Below are 3,243 nucleotides of genomic sequence, written 5' to 3' on the forward strand. Positions count from 1 at the left end.
AATGGTTCCAGCTTCGGGCCTCGACGAGGAACTGACGCATCAGCAGCAGAAGTCACACAACTACTAACGATCAACTACTGGCGCAGGACACTAGTAGGGTGTCGAATTCCGTCGGTCGGGGGTCTCCCGCGCGACGGCGTGCGGACAACGGGGGGAGAGGCCATGACACATGGCACGGTTCTGACGCGCAAGGCGCGTGTCGTCGGCGGGCTCATATGCGCCGTACTGGCGGTGATCGAACTCGGGTGGATGATCCGGGACATGGACCACGTCGGACCGCACGACACCGTGTGGACCTGGTTCGGGGCGATGCTGCCGGGCTTTTATCACGCCCCGTTGGCCACCAGCCAGTCCGACGTGGTGCTCCTGGCCGTGTACGCCGGTGCCTGCGTGGTGTCCACGAGGTCGGCGGGTTCCGGTGCCCTCGTCACGGCCGCCGTGTTCACCCTCGCCTTGCGCACTCCCACGGTGTGGATCTTCAGCTCCGACTGGACCGAGGGCCTGCCCGACCGCACCAGGCTGCTGCTCACCGGTATCACGCAGGTGGTCGCGGCGGTCGCCCTGATCGTCACCGTGATCGTGAGCCGGCGGCCGGCCGACAACCCCGCCCTCGGTACCCCGCCGGCGCGGCCCCGACGCGTTCCCGCGGCGGTCGCGGGGGCGCTCCTCGCGCTCTACGGACTGATAGGCGTCGCCTGGCAGTTCTACCTCATGGGCAAGTACACGTCGAAGTCGGCCGGACCCCGCTCCTACGAGCAGCTGTTCACGGGCGAGTACACCATCGGCTCTCTGCTCGGTGCTCCGCCCGCGTGGAACGGCTGGGCGATCGTGGCACTGTGTCTGCTGACAGCGGCCCAGGCATTCGTCAGGACGCCGGTGGCACGGATGTCGGGGCCGGCTCTCGGCCTGACCCTGTCCGTCTCCGGCGCGGCAACGCTCATCTTCTACCACACGGCGCACATGCCGTTCACCCTCGACGCCCCGACATCAGAGGTCCTGCAACGGCTGACCTTGGTGCTGGAGATCGCCGTCGGTATCGCGGCCCTGTCCCTGTTCGCCCTCCGCGACCGGGGCCGAACCCCGACGAGCACACCACCGGACTGGCAACCACCCGCTCCGGCGTACGGCGACTGGAAGAGTCCCGGCGCCTAGGGGCTGCCGTTTTGATCAGGTCGCAGGATGTCGGCGGTGCTTTTTCGGCGTGCGTGCCGGGCCCCGCGTCTGCGGCCTGATCCAAACGACAGGCCCCAGGGTCTGTCGTCGGCGCTCAGACGCCCGTCCACTTCCGCAGCAGCGCCTCGCGTTCCTCGCGTGGCGGGGTGTCGTCCATGCCGTGGTCCCGGCGCCAGGCCAGTAGGTCGGCGATGTTCGTGCGGCCGTCGGTGAGGCGCTCCAGGAGGGCGAGCGAGTTGTCGTACTCCTCGCGGGTGTAGATCCCGCCGGTGACGGCGGACAGAACGCTCACCTCGGTCTCGTCACCGGCCGCGGTCTCCACGCGGACGGTGTAGGCGGGCGGCAGTTCGCCGTCCCCGGTCACCGCGACGAGCAGGGTGTCGAAGGCCATGGACACGAAGCGCCGCGCGGCCGACCGCACGGCGACGTCCCGGACCTCCAGCAGCCGTACCTCGTTCCAGCTCCATGCCTTCTCGGGCCGGAGGCCCGGGATCTCGACGCCGTGTTCCGTCAGGCGCACGCCCGTCGCCATGCCCACGGGCTCGGACCCGACGTACACGCAGTCCTCGGTGATCCAGAACAGGCCGACCATGGCCATACGTATCTCCCCCTCGGTGTCCTTCCTGTGAGACGCCACCGGCACCGGTCGGGTTGCCCGGACCTGACGGACGGTCACACCGAAGGGAGTACCGAGGGGGAGCGGGGGTGAACCGCCGCGGGCTCACGCGTTCTTGATCGCCGAGATGTCGAAGTTCAGCTTGATCTTGTCGGAGACGAGGACACCACCGGTCTCCAGGGCCGCGTTCCAGGTGAGGCCCCACTCGGAGCGCAGGATCTCCGCCTTGCCCTCGAAGCCGACGCGCTGGTTGCCGAACGGGTCGGTCGCGGCGCCGTTGAACTCCAGGTCGATGGTCAGCGGCCGGGTGACGCCGAGGATGGAGAGGTCGCCGGTGATGCGGTAGTCGTCGCCGCCCAGCGCCTGCGTGCCGGTGGAACGGAACGTCATCGTCGGGAACTCGTCCGTCTTGAAGAAGTCGGCCGACTTCAGGTGACCGTCGCGGTCCGCGTTGCCCGTGTCGATGCTGTCCATCTTGACGTCGAGGGAGGCGCTCGACTTCGCCGGGTCGGAGCCGTCCAGTTCGAGCGTGCCGCTGAAGTCCAGGAACGAGCCCTTGACGTTGGTGACCATGGCGTGGCGCGCGACGAAGCCGAGCGTGGTGTGCGACGGGTCGACCGTGTACGAGCCGGTCAGGGCGGCCAGCTCCGGGTTCACGGCGGCAGGTGCGGTGGTGGTGGCTGCGCTGTCGGTGGTGTTCTTGCGGCCGAAGATGCCCATGGTCTTGCTCCTCTGGGGACGTGGGTTCTCGAAGCCCTGAAGTTGAAGCTTCAATGAACTGAACACCGACGACGGTAGACGCATTCCGTTCAATGTTCAACAGTTCCCGTGAGGCGTGAGTGTGTTTCGGCCAACGCGGATGTCACCGGCGCCGCCGTTAGGGGTCCCGTGTCACTCCACGGATGGCATGTGCCCTGCTTGAATATGGGGCGGCTCCCGGGCGGCCGGTTTGTTGCCCCTCTACAACGGCGATGCCCTCCCAGCAGTCGGAACGGCTGCATCTCGGTGAGGTTCTGTTCAGGGGTACCAGGAAAACGGGCCGGAGACTGTGCGGAGTCGACGGCTCGCTTTGCTTGCTGTCCTTCGTAAGGTCGCTACATGACCGTTTTGGAAGAGAAGACGGGTGAACCGACGCCGACCGACGAGCCGACGGCCGGTGAGCCGACGGACGCGCGTGGGCGAGTCGCCGAGCTGCACGAGATTCGCGCGCAGGCGGCGGCGGGCCCGAGCGAGAAGGCGACCGAGGCGCAGCACGCCAAGGGGAAGCTGACGGCTCGGGAGCGGATCGAGCTCCTGCTGGATCCCGGTTCCTTCCAGGAGGTCGAGCAGTTGCGCCGGCACCGGGCGACCGGTTTCGGGCTGGAGGCGAAGAAGCCGTACACCGACGGTGTCGTCACCGGCTGGGGCACGGTGGAGGGCCGTACGGTCTTCGTGTACGCGCACGACTTCCGGAT

The 3,243-nt window shown here is 67.8% G+C and carries 4 protein-coding genes; 2 read left to right on the forward strand and 2 right to left on the reverse strand.

The genetic code is table 11. The features are described from left to right. The first annotated feature begins 162 nt into the window (after window positions 1-162). Window positions 163-1,152 (forward strand): hypothetical protein, encoded by a 990-nt coding sequence (locus tag ACIPK3_RS34315; RefSeq protein WP_402576131.1) that lies wholly within the window; start codon window positions 163-165, stop codon window positions 1,150-1,152. A 115-nt stretch (window positions 1,153-1,267) separates the two neighbouring features. Here the strand turns inward: ACIPK3_RS34315 and ACIPK3_RS34320 are convergent, their stop codons facing one another. Together ACIPK3_RS34320 and ACIPK3_RS34325 are read right to left on the reverse strand one after the other, a co-directional pair. Further along, on the reverse strand, window positions 1,268-1,771 hold the full coding sequence (locus tag ACIPK3_RS34320; protein ID WP_402576132.1) for a hypothetical protein: 504 nt from the start codon (window positions 1,769-1,771) through the stop codon (window positions 1,268-1,270). Between the two features lie 123 nt (window positions 1,772-1,894). Further along, a complete protein-coding gene (locus tag ACIPK3_RS34325) occupies window positions 1,895-2,509 on the reverse strand; it encodes a YceI family protein (RefSeq protein ID WP_402576133.1) in 615 nt (204 codons plus the stop codon). A 378-nt stretch (window positions 2,510-2,887) separates the two neighbouring features. Here ACIPK3_RS34325 and ACIPK3_RS34330 point away from each other — a divergent pair. Further along, window positions 2,888-3,243: carboxyl transferase domain-containing protein (locus ACIPK3_RS34330; protein ID WP_402576134.1), on the forward strand; the 356-nt coding region annotated here is incomplete at its 3' end.

The organism is Streptomyces sp. NPDC086787, from assembly GCF_044745865.1.
GTDB lineage: Bacteria > Actinomycetota > Actinomycetes > Streptomycetales > Streptomycetaceae > Streptomyces.